The organism is Streptomyces caniferus (genome assembly GCF_009811555.1).
GTDB classification, from domain to species: Bacteria; Actinomycetota; Actinomycetes; order Streptomycetales; family Streptomycetaceae; genus Streptomyces; species Streptomyces caniferus.
Map to the genome: position 1 here is coordinate 2,500,614 of NZ_BLIN01000005.1, position 17,114 is coordinate 2,517,727.

A 17,114-nucleotide genomic window follows, 5' to 3' on the forward strand; every position below is an offset into this window, starting at 1 on the left:
GGAATGCAACCCCGTCATTGGCGGTTGCCCCGCACGTAAAGACGTGCGAATCAACGGGCGTACCCTGGTGTGCGCCGAAGAAACGAAGTCGTAGGGAGCCGGTCGTGTCCGCAGTCGCACCCGACGGACGCAAGATGCTGCGCCTGGAGGTCCGGAACAGCCAGACGCCCATCGAGCGCAAGCCCGAGTGGATCAAGACCCGGGCGAAGATGGGTCCCGAGTACAACCACCTCCAGGGCCTGGTCAAGAGCGAGGGTCTGCACACGGTCTGCCAGGAGGCGGGCTGTCCCAACATCTTCGAATGCTGGGAGGACCGCGAGGCGACCTTCCTCATCGGCGGCGACCAGTGCACCCGCCGCTGCGACTTCTGCCAGATCGACACCGGCAAGCCGCAGGAGCTGGACCGCGACGAGCCCCGCCGGGTCGCCGAATCCGTGCAGACCATGGGCCTGAAGTACGCCACGATCACCGGCGTCGCGCGCGACGACCTGGACGACGGCGGCGCCTGGCTCTACGCCGAGACCGTCCGGCAGATCCACGCCGCGATGCCCGACACCGGCGTGGAACTGCTCATCCCGGACTTCAACGCGGTCCCCGAGCAGCTGGCCGAGGTCTTCTCCTCGCGCCCCCAGGTCCTCGCGCACAACGTCGAGACCGTCCCGCGCATCTTCAAGCGCATCCGCCCCGGCTTCCGCTACGAGCGCTCGCTGGAGGTCATCTCCAAGTCCCGCGAGGCCGGTCTGGTCACCAAGTCCAACCTCATCCTGGGCATGGGCGAGGAGCGCGAGGAGATCAGCCAGGCGCTGCAGGACCTGTACGACGCGGGCTGCGAGCTGATCACGATCACCCAGTACCTGCGCCCCTCCGTGCGTCATCACCCGATCGAGCGCTGGGTCAAGCCCGCCGAGTTCGTGGAGCTCCAGGAGGAGGCCGAGGAGATCGGCTACGCCGGCGTCATGTCCGGCCCGTTGGTGCGCTCCTCCTACCGCGCCGGCCGCCTCTACCAGCAGGCCATGGACCGGCGCGAGGCCGAGGCGTCCAGTCAGGCGGTTTGATTTCCCCGGCGCGCCGTCTTGTGAAACGTGGCACATGCTGAGGACGCGGCCCGCACTCCCCCTGACGGGGGGCGTGGGGGCCGCGTCAACGTTTCATCGGTGTTTGACCGGCAGGTCATCCGTTGGTAACACCTATCCGTGACGATGGATGCACGCACCGCTCCCGCACCTACTCCTGCTTCTCCGAACGAATCAGAGGGAGTCACCCACCATGCAGGCCGCGCCGCTCCGCGCCAATCCCGCCCTCCCCATCCCTTCGGTCACCGGTGCCCTGCGCGCCGTCGAGGCCGTACTGATGCGCGGCGGACAGCGCACCGCCCGTCGTAACGCCTGGACATCGGTCCTGGAGGACCGCCGCCGCGCCAAGGACCGTCACGAGGCCGAGTTCGTACTGGAGGCCGCGGCGACCCACCGCCCGCACGCCACGTAGACTGCGCTGTATGGCGAGGAAGGTAAAGGCTGAGGGCGCTGACGGCGCTGCCGGCGCTGAGAACACCGGGCGGCTGAAGCAGATCGCCCTGACCTACAAGATGACCCGTCGGGTCGACTCCAAGGTCGGTCTAGTCGTCGCTGGTGTAGGCATCGTCGTATTCGGCGTCCTCCTTGCCATCGGCTTCGCGATCGGCCACCCCATCTACGCGGGAATCCTGGGCTTCGTCCTGGCCTTCCTCGCGATGGCGATCGTCTTCGGACGGCGCGCCGAGCGAGCTGCCTTCGGGCAGATGGAGGGCCAGCCGGGCGCGGCGGCCGCCGTGCTGGACAACGTCGGCCGCGGCTGGACGGTCACCCCCGCGGTGGCCATGAACCGCAGCCAGGACGTGGTCCACCGCGCCGTCGGCAAGGCCGGCATCGTGCTGGTCGGCGAGGGCAACCCGAACCGTCTCCGCGGCCTGCTGGCCGCCGAGAAGAAGCGGATGGCGCGCACCGTCGCCGACGCCCCGGTCCACGACATCATCGTGGGCGACGGCGAGGGCCAGGTGCCGCTGAAGAAGCTCCGTACGACGCTGCTGAAGCTGCCGCGGGTACTGCCCGGCGCACAGGTGACGGCCGTCAACGACCGGCTCAAGGCTCTGGGTGACCTGATGAGCAACATGCCGGTCCCGAAGGGCCCGATGCCGAAGGGCATGCGGATGCCCAAGGGCGGCGGCAAGACCCGCTGACCGCGTCGGCCGCATCCGGCCGACGCACCCGATACTCCGACGAACGACGAAACGCCCCGGGCCTGTGGCTCCGGGGCGTTTCGTCATAGGGCTTCGTATGCGGGCCTGCGTACGGGGCGACGGGCCCGGGTGCCCGGCGCGCCGGGCAGGGCGCTGAGGGCCAGGGCTGAGGGCCAGGGGTACCCCCGGAAGGGTGGTGTACGAGCTCAGATCGCGCCGGGTGCGGCCGGTACCGCCCGGGACTCGGCGTAAGGGCGTACGCGCCTAGAGACGTGCGGGCGTACGGACGTGCGGGCCGTATGGGCTCAGATGCGGACCTGTACGGCGCGCGAGAGGCGGTCGTGCAGCCCGCGCCCGTCCCGGTCCCACACGACGGCCGGGATGACCACGACGAGCAGCACCGTGCGGAGCACGACCCTCGGCAGCGAGAGCCGGCCGCCGCCCTCGGCGATCACCCGCAGGCCCAGCAGCCGCTTGCCGGGCGTGAAGCCGACCGTGCCCACCGTCAGCACGCTGAGGACCGCGAAGACCAGCAGCGCCCAGTTGCTCGCCGACTGCGCCTTACCGCCGCTGAGCAGCCCGTACGCGATGAGCATGCACAGCGCCCAGTCGAGGAAGAGCGCGGCGAAGCGCCGTCCGGGGCGGGCGATCGAGCCCGGCCCGGTCTCCGGCAGCCCGAGCTGCTGCCCGCGGTGTCCGAACTCGACACCCATGTCCTCGGCTGCCGCGCGGGGCCCGGAGATCCACGATCCGATTGCTTGCCTGTTGTCCACCCGACCACGGTACTGCGACCGCATACATTCGCTGCGCCGAGGTCCGGTACGGGACGGTTCGGGCCCTGCTTCCGGTACGGGCCCCGAGGCGGTCCGGAAGGGGCGCAATGACGCGGCCGGACACCGGAGCGGACGGCCGCCACCCCGGGCCAAAGTGTCTCTTTATGGGTCACACTGGTGAATAAAGGCAGGCGCGCGCCGGTTAACCTCGGCGAAACAAATGGGTCATGCTTGGGAAATCCCGCCTGCCTATGGTCGGGCAACGCGCCACCGCACATGGTCGCGTTCCGAGTAGCAATCCCGCGTCCGCCGACCGGTGACCGGGCTAGGAGGAGTTGGATGTTCCAGAACGCCGACGAGGCCAAGAAGTTCATCGCGGACGAGGACGTGAAGTTCGTCGACGTCCGGTTCTGCGACCTGCCCGGTGTGATGCAGCACTTCACGATCCCGGCGAAGGCGTTCGACCCGGCCGAGGAACTCGCCTTCGACGGTTCCTCGATTCGCGGCTTCCAGGCCATTCACGAGTCCGACATGGCGCTGCGCGCCGACCTGTCGACGGCTCGCGTGGACCCGTTCCGCCGCGACAAGACCGTCAACATCAACTTCTTCATCCACGACCCGATCACCGGCGAGCAGTACAGCCGTGACCCGCGCAACATCGCCAAGAAGGCCGAGGCCTACCTCGCCTCCACCGGCATCGCGGACACCGCGTTCTTCGGCCCCGAGGCCGAGTTCTACGTCTTCGACAGCGTGCGCTTCGAGACCGGCGCGAACCAGTCCTTCTACCACATCGACTCCGAGGCCGGCGCCTGGAACACCGGCTCGGAGGAGAACAACCGCGGTTACAAGGTCCGCTACAAGGGCGGCTACTTCCCGGCCCCGCCGGTCGACCACTTCGCCGACCTGCGCGCGGAGATCTCCCTGGAGCTGGACGCGGCCGGCCTGCAGGTCGAGCGCCAGCACCACGAGGTCGGCACCGCCGGCCAGGCGGAGATCAACTACAAGTTCAACACGCTGCTCGCCGCGGCCGACGACCTGATGCTCTTCAAGTACATCGTGAAGAACGTCGCCTGGCGCAACGGCAAGACCGCGACCTTCATGCCCAAGCCGATCTTCGGTGACAACGGCTCCGGCATGCACGTCCACCAGTCCCTGTGGCAGGGCGGCAACCCCCTCTTCTACGACGAGCAGGGCTACGCGGGCCTCTCGGACACCGCCCGCTACTACATCGGCGGCATCCTCAAGCACGCCCCGTCGCTGCTGGCCTTCACCAACCCGACGGTGAACTCCTACCACCGCCTGGTCCCCGGCTTCGAGGCCCCGGTCAACCTGGTCTACTCGCAGCGCAACCGCTCCGCGGCCATGCGTATCCCGATCACGGGCTCGAACCCCAAGGCCAAGCGCGTCGAGTTCCGCGCCCCGGACCCGTCCTCGAACCCGTACCTCGCCTTCTCCGCCCTCCTCCTCGCGGGCCTGGACGGCGTCAAGAACAAGATCGAGCCGGCCGAGCCGATCGACAAGGACCTCTACGAGCTCGCCCCCGAGGAGCACGCGGGCGTCCCTCAGGTCCCCACCTCCCTCCCGGCCGTCCTCGACGCCCTCGAGGCCGACAACGAGTACCTCCAGCAGGGCGGCGTCTTCACCTCCGACCTGATCGAGACCTGGATCGACTACAAGCGCACCAACGAGATCGCCCCGATCCAGCTGCGCCCGCACCCGCACGAGTTCGAGCTGTACTTCGACATCTAGAAAGAAGAGCTCGAACTCGGCAGCCGACGGAAAAGCTCAGAGCGGTTGCCTCCACCCAGTGGAGGCAACCGCTCGTCGCCTGTCACGACCCCTCTGTTTCATGGGCACCCAGAGCCCAACTGGATACGCGTCTGAACTCGCCCACTTCGACGCGCCCGGGACGCTATCCCACCTCACGCGTCGGCTCGGCCTCGAACGCCATGAGCGTCAGTCCTGTGACGTGGATGACGGCATTCCACTCGTCCTGGGTCAAATCCGGGAATTCCTCCAGTACGCAACTGGGGACAGGACAGCCACCAGCGCTCATCACTACATTCACAAAGGCCAACCCCGAGCGGCTGAGGCACAAGCGCGGCCCTTGCTGGGGCTCCCCGGTGTGCAGCACCGCGATGCGCTGAGCCGCCTCCATGTTGTCGGGTGTCTCCGACGCGAAGTTCAGCAGCGCGGTCCGCAATTGCGCAGTGAGTTCGTCCTGGTGCAGGTCAGGGCGTTCCGAAATGGCCGCCAGCGCCTGGCAGAATCGCTCTCTCGCCACCGACCGGGGCGGTCTCGGGGTGACCTGCGACTGTTGGCCGGCATCGTCGTGCACAGGCTCGGGCTCCGACTGAAGACCCATGAAGATGAGCTTGGAGACCAGCAGTACGGCCTCCCACTCCTCCTGGCCCAGAGTCGGGCAATTCTCCTGCACCTGGCGCGGAAGGTCGCTCTGGTCCGCGTACAAGAGCACGTCCGGCAGCTCTACGTCATAGTCCGCAAGCCGAAGACCGAAGCTTCGTCCACAGGGGCGCTCCTCAGCGCCAAGGGTGACCAGCTCGACGCGCGAACGCTTGCCCAGCGCCTCCACAGCCAGTTCGCGCAGCGCGGTGGTGACTGCCGCACGGAGGTCGGCCTCGGTCGCGTCCCCCCTTTCGCCGACACGCAGCAGGGCATCGCGCAGGCGTCCGCGCGGCGATGACGGATTCATCGTCTCCTCCTACGGCCGCCGCCTGAGTCGAGCGGCTGGACGGTCGTCTTCTCCACGTACTTGTTGAACTCATCGATCTTGTCCGCCGGTACCGCGTAGCGACCCGGCTCGTTGGTCGGCTTGATCTCGTACTGCTTCAGCCAGGCCAACACTTCTGGCTTGCAGTGGAACTCCATTTTGTGGGTGTAATTCTTGCTCTTGCCCAGTGTGCCGGGGTTGACCTTGCCGGTCTGGGCGATCCACTTTGGCTGCCGTTCGTGGCCGGGCCTCGGGACAAGGCCCCCGTTCGGCTTCACTGCTGCGCTCGCCTTCGCTTCCGCCTCGCTGCCGTAGCGTTCGATGATGACTGGGCACTTCTTCTTCGCCAGGCCGAGTGGGTCGATCTCGGCGAAGGGATTGTCGACGTACCCGTGGGGGTCGGGGGCGGGCCCGAGGCCGAGCGGATCGGGGCTGAGATATCGGCCGGTGCGTGAGTCGTAATAGCGGAACAGGTTGTAGTGCAGGCCGCTCTCACGGTCGTGGTACTGACCTGGGAAGCCGAGACTGCACCCCACCACCGCCTCGCGGGGATCAACGGGAAGCGGTGTTCCCCACAGTGTGGTCCTGGAGTGCCAGGCAATCGCACCGTCTTCATCCACAAGTTCTGTGGGTGTGCCGACCAGGTCAGTGATGATGGAATAGAACCGCTCGTCGAATTCCTCTTGCGCCGGCTCGGATCCGCCGGCGGTTCGGTCCACCTGCGTCAGGACGCGGTAGCCGAACGGGTCCCACTCCCAGCTGGTGACCTGGACACCAGCCGACCCTGAACCGCTGCGCAGTTCTTCGGCAAGAACGGTGCCGTCCCAGGTGAACGTGGTCTGCTCCACCACAGTGGTGTTGTCGCCGCTCAGCCGCTGCTTGGCGATGCGGCGGCCAAGGGGGTCGTAGTGATAGCGCCAGAGGGTGCCGTCCGGGAGGGTGACCGTGGTGAGGCGGTCATCTGCGTCCCAGGAATAGTGCCAGCTGCGGGTGCCGCCGGAGAGCAACCTGCGGCATTGCTTGATAACCCGTCCCTGGCCGTCGTACTCGTAGCTGGTGCGGCCTGCCCGGCGGAGCAGCGTGCCGTCGTACGACCTCTTCCCCGCCGTGTCGTTCAGGCTCGCCTGCCCGGCAGTGTGGCTTCCCGTGTAGGCCAGGTTGCCCGCAGTGTCATAGGCATACGTCTCTGACCAGTTGTGTCCCGAGACGCTGGTGACCCGCCCCACCGGATCCAGATCGAAGGCTCGCGTCCCCAGCATGGTGTCCGTGAAACCGAGTAGCTGATCGTCCGGGCGGTAGGCGAAGGTGCGGTGTCGTAGCGCAGTCTCTGGTATGTCGGCACCAGGAGGCGCCGACATACCAGAGAGGGTCTGGGCCGTCATACGGTTGGCCGGATCCCAGGTCTGGGAGAGGATCGCCGCACCGAGATTGCGGCGGACCTCCCGACCGGCGAGGTCGTGGCCGAACCTGACCTCTCGCCCAGCGCTGACCAGCGCTGCCGGCCGACCGGCCGCATCATAGGTCCACCGGCTCTCTACACCGCTGGGGGTACGACGCAGGGTGCGCCGACCCAGCCGGTCGTAGCCGAATTCGATAACCGCCGAATCCTGTTGCTCCGTCAGCAGGCGGCCTGCTGCGTCGTACGTGAAGGCAAGGTCCGTGGCGCCGTTCGCCGCGTAGAGCAGACGGCCTTCGGCGTCGTAGTGGAATCGCGATCCACCGACCTGTGTGGCTTCTCGGACGACACGGTCGAGCAGGTCGCGGGTGTAGCGCACGGTCTGGCCCGCGCCGTTGGTCCGCGACGTCAGCCGGCCGGCCACGTCGTGGGTGTAGCTGATGTGCCGTCCGTTGAAGTCGGTCTCCTGCACGGCCCGGCCCATGGAGTCGTAGACGTAGCGCCACTGCTGCCCATGGGGGTTGGTGACGGCGATGAGCCGCAGCTCAGCGTCGTAGGCGAAGGTGAACCTGGCGCCGTCAGGGCCCGTGCGGGCGGAGACTCGGTCGAAAAAGGTGTATTCGAAGGAGGTGGTTCCGCCGGCCGCATCGACGTGCTGGCGCAGGTTCTCCTCTGCGTCGTAGGACCACCGCTCGGTGTGACCGTCGGGCCGGGTGCACCAGGCCGGCTGTCCTTCCACCGTCCAGCCGAAGGCCGTCACCGCGCCCATCGGATCGGTCACCAGCCGGGGTCGGCCGAAGGCATCCCGCTCACATGTGGTCACGGCCCCCAGAGGGTCAGTGACGGATACCGGCAACCCGGCGGCGTTGGCGGTGAGACGGGTTGTCTGGCCGATTGCATCGGTAACGGCTGTGAGATGACCGAAAGAGCCGTACTCATAGCTGGTGGTCGCTCCGGCCGGATCGATGATCTGCAGCAGGTTTCCGCAATCGTCGTACGCGTACTGCCAGCCTGAACCGTCCGCACCGACCATGAGCAAGGGCTGGTGGAGGTCGTTGTAGACAGCGGTCATCCGCGATCCATCGGGGCGGGTGACCGCGGTGGCGTCGCCCGCCGCGTCGTACTCCATCGTGACCGTAAGGCCCAGCGGGTCCGTCCGTCGCAGCAGTCGGTGGTACCGGTCCCATTCGAAGGTGGTGACCGCGCCCGAGGGGTCGGTCTCCTTTGTCGTCTGACCGCGCTCGTTGAGCTCGTAGACAGTGACCTGTCCCAGCGCATCGGTCACCCGGGTGCAGCGCGCCTCATCGTCATACACGAAGACGGCATCGAGGAACCCACCCTCGCCGCGGGTCTCGACACAGCGCCCGGCCGCGTCGTAGAGGTAGTCGTACCGATGCCGATTCCGGTCGGTCCAGGAGGTGATCCGGCCGTCCTGGTCATACGTGAAGCCCATCGGTACACCGGACGAGTTGGTGACCTCGGCGAGGTTTCCGTTGGCGTCGTAGGCGAATGCAGTCAGCAGCATTCCCACCGCGGAGTCGCCCTCGGCCTCCGCACTATGGGTTGGCTCGGTGGCCAACGCCACCGCGTCCGAACTCCTCGCACCCAGCAGGCGCAGCCCGGATATCCGTAGCCCTGCGGTCTCGACGCGGATCCGGTATCCGCCGCTGTGCCAGACCTCGCTGGGGGTGCCGTCGTCGGAATAGTCGATGTCGATCTGATTCCCGTGCCGGTCGGTGATGGCCGTCAGCGGGAGCTGTGAGGGGCTCAGCCCTCTCAGCTCACCCGTAACGTTGGCCGGCTGGGCAAAGTGCCAGGAGCGTCCCTCCTGCGGGTCGCTGATGCGGAGTCCACCGGGCGTTTCCGGGTCCCAGCTGAGCGGCCATCGGGGCCCCTCGACAGGGAGGACCGGCTCATCATGCCCGGGCACCGGGTAGACCAAGATCATGCCGTCCTCGGCAGCGAAGACGACACCTTCGTTGTCTAGTTCCAGGCGCTGGTCGAGGGTCGAGGACCACGACGGACCGAACCACCCGCCACAGCGGTACGAAGACACATGGGTTCGCGAAAGCAGTAGCGGCAGAACAGCCGGCAGGCTGACGTCCTCTTGAGCCAGGACCATCTCACCCGAGGCGATGTCGATCGGGTCGCTTCGACAGTTGCGGTCGTCCGCTGGGGTGCTGGTCTTGTGCGGTTCTGCTGCCCCGTTCCGCAGGGGCGATTTCGGTGAGCCGCTTCCCGGCTTCTTGCCGCCGGCCCGGTTACCGGTGCCGCTCCCCGGCGCCTTCAGGTCCTTCTTGTCGCCCTTGCCGATGCCTGTGAAGTGGTCGGCCAGCTTGCGGTCGTTGTCCTGATGGTTCTTGGCCATCTGCTTCACACCACGGGTCATGTTGTCGTCGAGGTGCTTGGCGGTCTTCTTGACGCCGGCCTCGATGCCGTCGATGACCCTGTCCAACATCGCGTTGGCCGCGTCAGCTATGGCGTCCTTGCCACGGGTACGCCCATGGTGACTTCTGGCACGGCCGATCTTGCCGCCTGCCTTGTTCCGGAAGGTGCCACCTGCGCTCTGCAGGCCGGTCACTACGCGGTCGTGCTCATCCGGATCGAAACTGAACCCTCCGCCGGCGCCGCCGCCTCCGCCCCCACTGCCGCCGCCGGCACTGAGGAGTTCCATCGGGTTGTCCGCGGCCGATTTCGCGGAGTCCTTGGCATCCTGCACGCCCTGATGGAAGCCGTCCTTGCCGGCCTTGGCGGTCTGCCCCAGGTCCACTCCGTCCTTGACTCCGAGGGCGTTGGCGCCGATCTGGACGACCAGGTCGCCGACCATCGCACCCAGTGCCTCCTCGACGGGCGTCAGGGCGATGCTGATGACCTGTTCAGCGACCTGTTGACACACCTCCTTGAAGAGGCGCTTGACGATGACACGGGTCGCCTGGGTCGCGGCCAGAGCTCCGACCTCGGAAAGACCCAGAGTGAACGGCGCCGCCGCCTGCGCGGCGATCACTTCTGCGGCGAGGATGCCCAGCTGGACGATCGCGCCGATCTTCGCGCCCTCGATGAGGACCGCCACACCGTCCATGGCGGTGGCCGCCATGCGGCCACACTCCCCCAGGTTCTTGAGGTGAGTGCCATTGATCTTGCTCCAGTGAGCGTTGAGCGCCTCGACGGCCAACGAGCCACCCGCTGACCCCACCAACCCCTGGATGGCCGTGTGAGCTTCGTTGGCACCGTGGTCGATGTCATCGGCGAACTCCCGCATGGCATCCGCCATGTCCCGGTAGTCGTCCTCGTCAACGTTCGGCCATGAGACACCGATGATGTCGAGTACTTCGTCCGCCCAGCCAGGCAGCACTACACCCACGTAGAACACTCCCCCGTTGACCATTTCTCAGATGATCAAACACTTCCAGCTGGGCGAACAGCTTCTCAAGCGCCCTATGAGCCGTAGCGTGGCGCGTTTCCCGCAGACGCCTTCGCAAAACACCGCGCCGAACGCGCACCAGGCACTCCGCCACGGCCACGATGTGCACCAGTCGTGCACCCACCCAGCCTTCAGACGGCATCTGTGCAGGTCAGAACACTTCTCGTGCGGTACTTCGACATCTAAGAACGCCGCAGGTCAGAGCGGGTTTCCGCTCGCCTGGGCCGTCTTTGGGCCGTCGGCCGTGTTCTTCCCCTCCCGGAAGACGCGGCCGACGGCCTTTTTGTGGGCGCCGCTCACGCCGCGGCCGGCGCTGCCCCCGCTCGGCGGGACTACGCGGTCACCCGGTGCCCTTCACCCGCGGCGGCCCGGAGCAGCACCTCGGCGAGCGCGTCCGGTGCGGAGAGCATCGGCCAGTGCCCGGTGTCGAGTTCGAAGAAGGTCACGCGAGGCTCGGTGAGCACACGGAAGCGCGGGTCCCCCGACCGCACCAGGGACTCGACGGTGGCGATGCTCGTCCCCGTGCCGGTACAGAAGACGCCGCTCGTCGGCAGCCCGGCTGTGGCCCCCGACAGCCGGAGCGGCTGGGTGAGCGTGCCCAGCGGCTGCGGCGAGGCCAGGCGGACGAGCCGGGCCAGCGCGTCCGCGGGGACGCCCGCGACGCTGTTCCGGGCCTGCACGTCGTCGGGTGACGGCGGGAGGATCCGCCAGCCGTCCTCGGCCTGTTCGGCGCGTTGCCGCCACCCGTCGCGGACCGCCGGATCGGGCTCGAATTCGTCCACCAGGCCGTGCACCGAGAAGCCGTCCATCGGCAGGGGCGCCGACACGTACACGATCCGGGACACCCGTTCCGGGCGCCGGTCGGCGGCGCCCAGGGCCGGAAAGCTGCCGTGGCAGTGGGCGACGAGCACCACCTCCGGTGCGTCCACGTGATCGATGAGCTGCACCAGATCCTCGATATGGGTCTCCAAGTTCGTTCCCGGGCCCGCCAGATGGCGGCGGTCGCCATTGCCCGTGAGCGTGGCCGCGTAGGCCTCGGCTCCCCGCTCCCGTAGCCGATCCCCCAGGTCCTGCCACAGCCAGCCGCCCATATGACCGCCCGGCACCAGCACATACGTCGTCATCCATGCCTCCTCGCACAGCTCGGCTGCGCGGCCGACCCCCGTTGACCCGGCCGCGCATGCCGTTACGGTAGGAACTCCCCCTGAGGGAGGTTCAAGGCCATGACCGTGTCCGCGTCCCCTGACGGCATGTGGAGCATCGGCGAACTCGCCGAGCAGGCAGGCGTCACCGTCAAGACCGTCCGGTTCTACTCGGACCGCGGCCTGTTGCCCGAGGCCACCCGCAGCGCCGGGGGCCACCGTCGGTACGGCCCCGAGGCCCTGGACCGGCTCCGTCTGATCCGTTCGCTGCGCACCCTCGACCTGCCGCTGCCGCAGGTCGACCGGATCCTCGCCCAGGAGGACGGGCCGGGCGCCACGGACGCCCTGGAGGACGCCGTCGCGGGGCAGCTCCGAGAACTCGGCACGCAACTGTCCTCCCTGCGCTGGCGGGAGGCCGCCCTTCGCCTTCTCCGCGACTGCACCCCCGAGGAACGCGCCGACCGCCTGCGCCTGATCGGTGCCGTGACCATCCCGCCCAACACGGACGCCCTGGCCCGCTTCTGGCGTCACGTACTCCCCGCGCGACTCCCGGCCCGCCTGCTCTCCACGCTGCTCGAAGCGGCGGTGCCGCAGCCCCCCGCCGACCCGACCCCGTCCGAGGTCCTGACCTTCGTCCGGCTGCACGCCGTCGCGACCGACCCCCGCGTCCGCGACATCGACATCCGCCGCCTCGCAGCCCGGACCCCCGCCGAGGCCTGCCGCCCGGCCGTCCTCTACGAAGGGCTCGCCGAGGCGTGCGCGCTCGCCTCGGCGGACGTACGAGCCCAGCGGCCTCCGCACGCGGGCGAGGCTCTCGACTGTTTCGTCACCGCCCACGCCGGTTTGCACAACACGCGGGACACCCCTGACTTCCGCCGCCGGCTCAGCACCCAGCTGGCCCAGCTCGCGCATCCCCTCATAGACCGCTACTGGCAACTCGCCGGCGACCTCCCCTCCGCTTCCTCGCAGCCGACCATCGGCGCCATGGACGACTGGCTCCGCGCGGCGCTGGACGCGGAGGTCGCCCAGATGGACGAGTCCGATGTCCGGGCCGGCCGCGACCATGGCGAAGGGCGTCCGTTGGCTCGTGCGTGACGACACGCCTGGACGCCCTTCTGGGCGGTCGGCCGCCTCGTCGACGGAATCCTCCTGAGCCGGTTCCTGCCGCACCTCATCAGAGTCCGTCACGTCTGCCCGGCCGGCGCATTCGGCCGAGTGGCCGGGCCGGGCAACCTTCGCCCGGTGCCCGATCCCACTGCGCCGAGGCAAACTGGCGGTATGCCTGAATTGCCGGAGGTCGAGTCCCTGTCGCGGTTTTTGGGTGAGCGGCTGGTCGGCCGGTCCGTCGCGCGGGTGTATCCGGTCTCCATCCATGCACTGAAGACCTATGACCCGCCGGTCAGCGCGCTCGAAGGGCGGGCGTTCGACGAGGTGCGCCGGCACGGGAAGTTCCTCGATCTTCGGGTCGGGGGGCTGCATCTGGTGATGCACCTCGCCCGGGCGGGGTGGGTGCGGTGGAGTGACCGGCTGCCGGAGGCGCCGCCGCGGCCCGGTAAGGGACCGCTGGCGTTGCGGGTGCGGCTCGGGGAACCGGACGACGGGGCGGGGTTCGAGGTGACCGAGGCCGGGACCCAGAAGCACCTCGCGGTGTATGTCGTACGGGATCCGCTGGAGGTGCCGGGGATCGCGCGGCTCGGGCCCGATCCGCTCTCCGCGGACTTCACGGCGGAGGCGTTCGCCGGGCTGCTGGCGGGGGAAGGCCGGCAGATCAAGGGCGTACTGCGGGACCAGAGCGTGATCGCCGGGATCGGGAACGCCTACTCGGACGAGATCCTGCACGCGGCCCGGATGTCGCCGTTCAAGCTGGCCGCCAAGCTCTCCGGGGAAGAGGTGGCGCGGCTCTACGAGGCGATCGGTACGACGCTCGCGGCGGCGGTCGAGCGGTCGCAGGGGCTGGCGCTCAAGGACCTCAAGGCGGAGAAGAAGAGCGGGCTGCGGGTGCACGGGCGGAAGGGGGAGGCCTGTCCGGTGTGCGGGGACACGATTCGTGAGGTGTCGTTCAGTGATTCGTCGATGCAGTACTGCCCCACCTGCCAGACCGGGGGCAAGGTGCTTGCGGACCGGCGGATGTCGCGGTTGCTGAAGTAGGCGGGCGCGCTCCCCGCCACCGGGCCGGCGCCTCGGCCGGTGGCGGGGAGGGTGCTTCAGGCCCCGGCCGGGCCGGTCGCCAGCAGTTCCCGCAGTTCCGCCACCGCCTCCCGGAGCCGGTCGGCGAAGGTCAGCATCTGGTCGGCCACGGACAGCGGCGTGCTCAGGTACAGGTGGAAGCGGTCGGGCAGCAGGACGTAGGCGACGCCGATACAGCGGCTGCTGGTGGAGCCGAAGCCGAAGTACTGGATGTTGGCGGACGGTGCGGAGCTGGTGCTCAGGTAGTCGTCGCGCATGGTCAGCCAGCCGGGTGTCCGGTAGAGGGCGGGCTGCTCGGTCACGCCGAGTTCCGTCCCGCGGCGGCGCTGGATCAGTTCCAGCTCCCACAGGTGCTGCTCGGGCGCGTCACCGGCCTGGCACTCCTTCGCGCGGGCCACGTGCTTGTCGGCGGCGGCCCGGAACGCGGCCCGGCGGGTGTCCGCGTCCGCCGCCGGGTCCTCCATGGCGGCGACGAACTCCTGGATCTCCGGGGTGACCACCCGCATCGCCTCGGTCCGGCCGCGCCGCCACTGGCGGGTGGCGATCGACTCGTAGGTGGCGCCCAGGCGCCCCTTGGCGCGCTGGTGGGCCAGCTGGTAGGCGAGCTGGACGAACGCGTCCGGCGAGGAGCCCAGAGCCTTGGCGGTGTTGCTGCCGAAGTCGTCGAAGGAGACGGTCCGGGTCGCGGTGCTCTCCCCGTACGCCGCGAACGCCTCGGCCGCGGAGCGCACCTGGGAGCGGAGGGTGCCATCCAGCTCGAAGACGACCGGTTCCACGGCGGGCAGCCCCTGGGGGCGGGCTCCGGAGCGGCGGGAGTGTTCCTCGGCGGGGGCGCTGAGCAGGGCGTCGGTGAAGCCGAGGATGGTGGTGCCGTCCAGCTCGCAGTGCTCGACGTTGATGCCCGCCCGGCCGTCCGCGAAGACGATCAGGGAGACGGCCTTGTCGAACCACCGGTTGCCGCGGTCGCCATGGAGCAGCTCGTCGCAGGCCTGCTGGATGTCCGCGGGGGCGAAGTCCTCCAGGCAGACGCAGAACAGGGCGGTCTCGATGTCGTCCAGGGCGTCCGCGTTGCGGGGGTGGCAGGCGAGCAGGGACTCGCGGGCGGCGGCCCACTCCGCGCGGGCCATGGTGGTGAGGTGGCCCACCGAGGTGTCCGCGGGGGCCGGTTCGGCGCCGGCCTTCTGTACGGCGCGCAGTCCCGCTTCGAGGTCGTCGAGGCTGTGCGGGACGCCGTCCGGGCCGAGCACGTCCATCCGGAACATGCTGCCGCGGACGAACACCACGATGTGCCGGGCGCGGGACGGGCCCGGCCAGGCGTCGGTGTAGGGGCTGCGGACGGTGTCCTGGTGCGCCCCGGGGATCCGGGTGGCGGAGAAGAGGAACTTGTTCTGGATCATCGACTGGGGCGCGCCGCGCTGCACCACCGGAGGGATGAGCTCCTGATCGAGCTGCCGCTTGTAGTCCACGGCTCCGGCGATGAGCCCGGCGGCCCGCTCGATCTGCGAGCGGGGATGCTGCGGCGGCGGGTCCTGGAAGAGGAAGAAGAAGTTGGCGTTGAGCGCGATCCGGTCCCGGCGGCCCAGGTAGCGGTACGGCCAGAAGGTGTCGAGCCAGCTGTGGACGCCGTCGGTGGCGTCGTACTCCTCCAGCGCCGCCTGCAGCGCCCGGCCGGGGCCGCCGGGCCGGAGGAAGGCGGTCACCTCCGCCTCGGTCGCCGCCAGCTCGTCGGCGGTCAGCAGCGGCGCACACCAGGCGAGGAACCGCTCACAGCTGGCCTCCAGCGTGGGCAGGGGCACCCGCGGCAGGCTGTCCTCGTGGGTGAAGGTCGTCATGGCTGCTGCCCTTTCCTGACGTGTATTCAATTCTGCTCTCTCGCTTCCGGTCGTGGGGGCCTGTGGGGTCACTCGTCCATGGTCGCTCCGTCACCCACCGTGTCCGGTCCCGCGGGGAGTGCGGGTCGGGGCGGGCGATGGCGCCGCCGTCCTCGCGGACCGCTAATCCAGCAACCGGTCGCCCCGGACGGCCCGGCCCTCGGCAGCCTCGTGCTCGGGCAGTACCCGGCCGAAGAGCTGCCGGGTGCGTGCCACGCTCCCGATGACACCGGGGCGCTCGCTGTAGGCGAAGATCGCGGAGTGGCGCGCGAGGTCGCCGCGCACCGGGCTCACCCGGTGCAGCGAGTAGCGACCCTTGAACAGCTGCAGGTCACCGGGGTGCAGGGGGAGGCGCCGGATCAGCCGCTCGCCCCGGCCGTCCAGGACGTCGCGGACGTCGTCGAAGTTCTCGTCCTGGGCGGACCTGATGTTCGGGCAGTACTCGAAGACGCCGCCGTCCTGCGCCCGGCGGGTCAGCAGGCTCACCGTGAACTCGTTGGTGTCGAAGTGCCAGGGGTGCTCCATGCCCGGCGCGACGACGTTGAGGACCAGGCCGGAGAGCGGGTCCGCCAGTTCGTGCAGGCGCGGCAGTCCGAAGCAGCGGGCGATGAAGTCCTGGAAGGCGGGGTGGGAGTAGAGCCGGCTGATGAGGGAGTCCGCGGGGATCCGGTCGCGCGCGACGAAGGCGTTGCCCCGCTGGAAGGTCCGCCGCCCGGGGTGGTCCTCCGGCAGCGCCGAGTCCACCGCGATGTTGTAGACGTTGACGGTCTCGACGTCGTAGTGCGCCTGGGGGGCGATGGCCGCGCACTCCTGCTCCAGCACCTCGCGGAGCGCCGGACGGATGAAGTCCGGCAGCACGGTGCAGCCGAGCTCCGCGAGTTCGCTCCGGGCGCGGGACATCACGGCCCGCCCCTCGGCACCGTCGAGCTGCGACAGGGGATACCGGGCGGTGTCGACCACCTGGTCGAGCGTGATGGCTTGCAAAGTGCTCATTCGACCCTCTCCACGTACGGGCAGACCGTTGTGAGCCGGATGCCCGCGGCCGGTCCGCGGCCTCGCCCCGGCCGCCCCCACCAGGCGACTCGTGCGGTCCGCGTGCCGTCCGGCCCGCACCTTCGGCTCTTCGGCAACTCCATTGAGGAGTAGCACAGTTGAAGTTCCCACAGGGCCCCCGTGTTGTCTGTGATACGTCACACTGCGCCGACGCGGCGGGTGCGCGCGGTGAGGGGCGCGCGGCGAGGAGGCGGCGCACCGGGGCACGCGGGGGCGCGTCGGTGGCGTCCGGGTCGTCCGCGCGGGCGGCGGCCTCCGCATCCGCCGCGTCGCCGGCGCCGTCCACGTCGCCTGCGTCACGTTTTTTGCAACTTGTTGCATAAGG

Annotated in this window: 12 protein-coding genes; 6 read left to right on the forward strand and 6 right to left on the reverse strand. The window is 69.0% G+C overall.

The genetic code is table 11. The annotated features are described in order from the left end of the window. Positions 1-104: 104 nt before the first annotated feature. The 3 genes from lipA to Scani_RS27570 all read left to right on the forward strand — a co-directional run bounded on the left by lipA (position 105) and on the right by Scani_RS27570 (position 2,215). Complete coding sequence (gene lipA / locus Scani_RS27560; RefSeq protein ID WP_159480509.1) at positions 105-1,055, forward strand: lipoyl synthase; 951 nt, start codon at positions 105-107, stop codon at positions 1,053-1,055. A 211-nt stretch (positions 1,056-1,266) separates the two neighbouring features. Next, positions 1,267-1,485 carry an SCO2195 family GlnR-regulated protein gene (locus Scani_RS27565; RefSeq protein ID WP_159480510.1) on the forward strand — a complete coding sequence of 73 codons (219 nt, stop codon included), beginning with the start codon at positions 1,267-1,269 and terminating at the stop codon, positions 1,483-1,485. A gap of 10 nt (positions 1,486-1,495) precedes the next feature. Next, a complete protein-coding gene (locus tag Scani_RS27570; protein ID WP_159480511.1) occupies positions 1,496-2,215 on the forward strand; it encodes a DUF4191 domain-containing protein in 720 nt (239 codons plus the stop codon). A gap of 305 nt (positions 2,216-2,520) precedes the next feature. Here Scani_RS27570 and Scani_RS27575 read toward each other — a convergent pair whose 3' ends face one another. Next, the gene (locus Scani_RS27575; RefSeq protein ID WP_167538144.1) at positions 2,521-2,988 is read right to left on the reverse strand and encodes an RDD family protein; all 468 of its coding nucleotides are present in this window, start codon (positions 2,986-2,988) and stop codon (positions 2,521-2,523) included. 339 nt (positions 2,989-3,327) lie between these two features. Between Scani_RS27575 and glnA the strand changes: the two genes are divergently transcribed. Continuing rightward, positions 3,328-4,737 carry a type I glutamate--ammonia ligase gene (gene glnA, locus Scani_RS27580; RefSeq protein ID WP_159480512.1) on the forward strand — a complete coding sequence of 470 codons (1,410 nt, stop codon included), beginning with the start codon at positions 3,328-3,330 and terminating at the stop codon, positions 4,735-4,737. Between the two features lie 163 nt (positions 4,738-4,900). On the opposite strand, the gene Scani_RS27585 is transcribed toward glnA, so the two are convergent. The 3 genes from Scani_RS27585 to Scani_RS27595 form a co-directional block, all read right to left on the reverse strand. Further along, positions 4,901-5,701 carry a hypothetical protein gene (locus Scani_RS27585; RefSeq protein ID WP_159480513.1) on the reverse strand — a complete coding sequence of 267 codons (801 nt, stop codon included), beginning with the start codon at positions 5,699-5,701 and terminating at the stop codon, positions 4,901-4,903. Continuing rightward, a complete protein-coding gene (locus tag Scani_RS27590; protein WP_246296182.1) occupies positions 5,698-10,500 on the reverse strand; it encodes a DUF6531 domain-containing protein in 4,803 nt (1,600 codons plus the stop codon). The genes Scani_RS27585 and Scani_RS27590 overlap by 4 nt, the downstream gene beginning before the upstream one ends. 368 nt (positions 10,501-10,868) lie before the next feature. Continuing rightward, the gene (locus tag Scani_RS27595) at positions 10,869-11,660 is read right to left on the reverse strand and encodes an alpha/beta fold hydrolase (protein ID WP_159480514.1); all 792 of its coding nucleotides are present in this window, start codon (positions 11,658-11,660) and stop codon (positions 10,869-10,871) included. 99 nt (positions 11,661-11,759) lie between these two features. Here Scani_RS27595 and Scani_RS27600 point away from each other — a divergent pair, with 99 nt between their 5' ends. Together Scani_RS27600 and Scani_RS27605 are read left to right on the forward strand one after the other, a co-directional pair. After that, a complete protein-coding gene (locus Scani_RS27600; RefSeq protein ID WP_246296184.1) occupies positions 11,760-12,773 on the forward strand; it encodes a MerR family transcriptional regulator in 1,014 nt (337 codons plus the stop codon). A gap of 183 nt (positions 12,774-12,956) precedes the next feature. Continuing rightward, positions 12,957-13,826 (forward strand): Fpg/Nei family DNA glycosylase, encoded by an 870-nt coding sequence (locus tag Scani_RS27605; protein WP_159480515.1) that lies wholly within the window; start codon positions 12,957-12,959, stop codon positions 13,824-13,826. 56 nt (positions 13,827-13,882) lie between these two features. On the opposite strand, the gene Scani_RS27610 is transcribed toward Scani_RS27605, so the two are convergent. After that, entirely contained in the window at positions 13,883-15,697 is a 1,815-nt protein-coding gene (locus tag Scani_RS27610; protein ID WP_159480516.1) for a choline/carnitine O-acyltransferase, read from the reverse strand. A gap of 162 nt (positions 15,698-15,859) precedes the next feature. Then, positions 15,860-16,729 (reverse strand): HalD/BesD family halogenase, encoded by an 870-nt coding sequence (locus tag Scani_RS27615; RefSeq protein WP_159480517.1) that lies wholly within the window; start codon positions 16,727-16,729, stop codon positions 15,860-15,862. Between the last annotated feature and the right edge of the window lie 385 nt (positions 16,730-17,114).

Coding starts and splice junctions, on each gene's coding strand:
- Scani_RS27565 (WP_159480510.1), top strand. CDS start 1,267: ATGCAGGCCGCGCCGCTCCGCGCCAATCCCGCCCTCCCCATCCCTTCG.
- Scani_RS27570 (WP_159480511.1), top strand. CDS start 1,496: ATGGCGAGGAAGGTAAAGGCTGAGGGCGCTGACGGCGCTGCCGGCGCT.
- glnA (WP_159480512.1), top strand. CDS start 3,328: ATGTTCCAGAACGCCGACGAGGCCAAGAAGTTCATCGCGGACGAGGAC.
- Scani_RS27585 (WP_159480513.1), bottom strand. CDS start 5,701: ATGAATCCGTCATCGCCGCGCGGACGCCTGCGCGATGCCCTGCTGCGT.
- Scani_RS27590 (WP_246296182.1), bottom strand. CDS start 10,500: ATGGTCAACGGGGGAGTGTTCTACGTGGGTGTAGTGCTGCCTGGCTGG.
- Scani_RS27595 (WP_159480514.1), bottom strand. CDS start 11,660: ATGACGACGTATGTGCTGGTGCCGGGCGGTCATATGGGCGGCTGGCTG.
- Scani_RS27600 (WP_246296184.1), top strand. CDS start 11,760: ATGACCGTGTCCGCGTCCCCTGACGGCATGTGGAGCATCGGCGAACTC.
- Scani_RS27605 (WP_159480515.1), top strand. CDS start 12,957: ATGCCTGAATTGCCGGAGGTCGAGTCCCTGTCGCGGTTTTTGGGTGAG.
- Scani_RS27610 (WP_159480516.1), bottom strand. CDS start 15,697: ATGACGACCTTCACCCACGAGGACAGCCTGCCGCGGGTGCCCCTGCCC.
- Scani_RS27615 (WP_159480517.1), bottom strand. CDS start 16,729: ATGAGCACTTTGCAAGCCATCACGCTCGACCAGGTGGTCGACACCGCC.